Annotated in this window: 3 protein-coding genes; all 3 read right to left on the bottom strand. The window is 71.7% G+C overall.

The features are described 5' to 3' along the window. Nucleotides 1–1451, bottom strand: a 1451-nt coding sequence (locus G9H71_RS22165; RefSeq protein WP_166284931.1) for an SGNH/GDSL hydrolase family protein, incomplete at its 3' end; no start/stop codon positions are given. Between the two features lie 262 nt (nucleotides 1452–1713). Then, nucleotides 1714–1884: a sigma factor-like helix-turn-helix DNA-binding protein gene (locus tag G9H71_RS22160; protein WP_166284930.1), complete on the bottom strand. Its 171-nt coding sequence runs from the start codon at nucleotides 1882–1884 to the stop codon at nucleotides 1714–1716. A 181-nt stretch (nucleotides 1885–2065) separates the two neighbouring features. Further along, on the bottom strand, nucleotides 2066–2218 hold the full coding sequence (locus tag G9H71_RS22155; RefSeq protein ID WP_166284929.1) for a hypothetical protein: 153 nt from the start codon (nucleotides 2216–2218) through the stop codon (nucleotides 2066–2068). Nucleotides 2219–2548 lie beyond the last annotated feature (330 nt).

Here is a 2548-nt window from a genome sequence, read left to right as displayed (position 1 = left end):
CGGGCGCGCGCCGCGAACTGCTGGAGATAGCCCATCGGGGCCTTCTCATGGCCGCCCACCGCGAGCCTCTCCGCGCGATCGAGCCGGTCACGCAGCGACGCCGCGACGTGAGGCGGCACCGAGCCTGCGTCCTCGAGACCGTCCAGCGTCGCGTGCAGCTCGTCGAGCCAGGTCGCGGGGTCTAGCAGCTCGCGAAGGACGCCGAGATCGACGGAGTCCGCGATCGCCCTCATGCCGGCGTCACCGGGATGGAGCCCGTCACCGCTGTCGTACGCCGGGGCCATGATCCAGTCGTTCTGCGGCGACGCCAGGGCGGCGGCGAAGTCGAACACGGTGTCGAAGGCCCCACTGGTGCGGATCCAGGTGTTGACCGCGCGCCAGTCGGCCTCGGTCTCGGGTGAGGCGTACGTCGGGAACTGCCGCGTCGCCCCACCCGAGGGGGTGAGCGTCGCCCCGATGACCTTCACGCCGTTGGCGTGCGCGCGGGCGATGATCTCGCGATACCCGGCGATGACCCGGGCGGCGTCGGCCTCGCGGGTGCCGATGTCGTTGATCCCCTCGAACACGATGAGGAGGCGCACCCCGGAGTGGGACAGGACGTCGCGGTCGAGCCGGTGCAGCGCGCTCATGCCGAACGTCACGGGCACGCGGTCGAGCGTCACCTGGTTGCCCACGAGTCCGGCGTTCACGACCGACAGCGCCGGCGCGCCCTGGGCGACGACGCGCCGCGCCAGCTCGTTCGTCCACCGCCGGTTGGTGTTGCTCGTCGTGTTGCCGCCGTCCGTGATGGAGTCGCCGAGGGCGATGACCGCGCCGTCGACCGGGCCCGCAGCCTCGGCGTCGACCGCGTCGACGAAGAGCCAGCAGGACAAGTTCTGCGTGAATGCTCCGGCGGACTCGTTCGCGGTCACGTCACCGGCCGCGGAATAGCTGCGCTGATACGGGAATCGGTGAACGGTCGTCGGGCCGGTCGGCTCGGCGAAGTAGAGGCTGACGGCGAGGGTCTGCAGAGCAGACACGGGCAGCGCGACCGGGTCGCTTCGCAGGTCGGCGCCCGTGGGGATCGTCGTCGACGGGCTGCCGGAGAAGGTCAACGCACGCGTGGTCCCCGGCACGACGGCCGCGCTCGTGCTGCTCTGGGCGACCGCGATCGTGGCAGCCGCGAGACGCAGAGGCTGCGTGCCGAACGCGTTCGTGACGCGCACCCGGACCCTGTCGCCGCCGGCGCTCGTGAAGACGATGTTGCGGATCGTGCGGTTGCTGACCCCGCTCGTCCCCGGGCACGCGGGCGACGTGTCCGAGATCGCCGTCGCGTTCGCGGTCCAGGCGGCGACCCACGTGCGGTCGTCGGCGGCGGCGGCGCGCGCCGTTGTCGAGGGCGCGGCGAGCGCGCCCAGGGTCGTGGCAGCCGTGGCGACGGCGAGCGCCACCCGGGTCCGTGTCCGTCGCATCCGAGGCTCCTCATCGTTGAGGTCACGCGTGCTTCCGACGCCCGCACCGCCACTGCGTCGCACGGAGCGCGCGCGGTCGCTTCGGCTGAGGATGGCATGAGGCCCTTTGTGGCTGGGCGCCCCCATTTGAGGGGGTCGCAAACGTAGGAGGTGGACCGTGCCGCGTCAAGACTGCGGCGTACCGGACGCCGCGCCTTCGCGGGTGGGCATGATCGCGCGCTGGCGCTCAACTCGTCGCGCCTCCATCGTGGGGGCGAGTCGGTCAGAAGGGGGCGAGCGCCCAGCGGCCGCGCGCGAGGCGCGCCTTCACGGTGGCCTCGGGGACCTCGAGCAGGTCCGCGACCTGCGGCACCGACAGGTCCGCGAAGTGCTGCAGAACCAGCGCCTCGCGCTGCTCGCGGGCCAGCGCGGGCAGGGCGTCACGGACGGACATGGCGTCCGCCGAAGCGCCTGGTGCACAGCCGGCAACCGGTGCCGGCGAGCGCCAGCCGGAACGCCGTCCGCTCCGCCAACGGCTGACCGCGAGGCGCCACGCCATCCGTCGCACCTTTGCAGCCGGACCCCCTCCTGCATGTTGGGCCACGCCCGCCACGTCTGCGGTATGCCTCCTGTACTCACTCCTGGGCGTGGGACAGGTCCCCGAGCACCGGAAACAGGTGCACGACGTCCGCGGTGCCGTGGCGGCGTAGAACGCTGAGAACCGGTTGTGGGGCGCCGTCGACGGCGCGGTCGGACTTGGCCGCGTCGCCCCATATGGACACCGCCACGCCGTCGGATGCGTCACCGGAAGGGCCAGGTGCGAGCGGGGCTCGGTGAGGAGAGCGCTTCACGCTCATGTGGGCGATCTTGCGCGGCTGCGACCGCTCATGCCGACGAGCGGATGGGCCAGCGAGCGGGTGCTGAGGCAGTGAAGCGGGGTGAAGGGGCTAGCGACCTCTTCACGACGCTGACAACGATGGCGAGACGTCACTCCGTCGAGGTCGCGTCCAGCGCTTGCGCGTGACCCCTGAGCCGCTCTGTCCGATGTGAGCGGGTGGTGCTGTCAGTGCTCGTGGATAGCCTCTGAAGCGTGACGGTTCGCGTCTACCTCGACCAGC

The sequence above is a fragment of the Motilibacter deserti genome, assembly GCF_011250635.1.
Classification (GTDB): Bacteria; Actinomycetota; Actinomycetes; order Motilibacterales; family Motilibacteraceae; genus Motilibacter_A; species Motilibacter_A deserti.
This window is presented reverse-complemented; position numbering and strand designations above follow the sequence as displayed.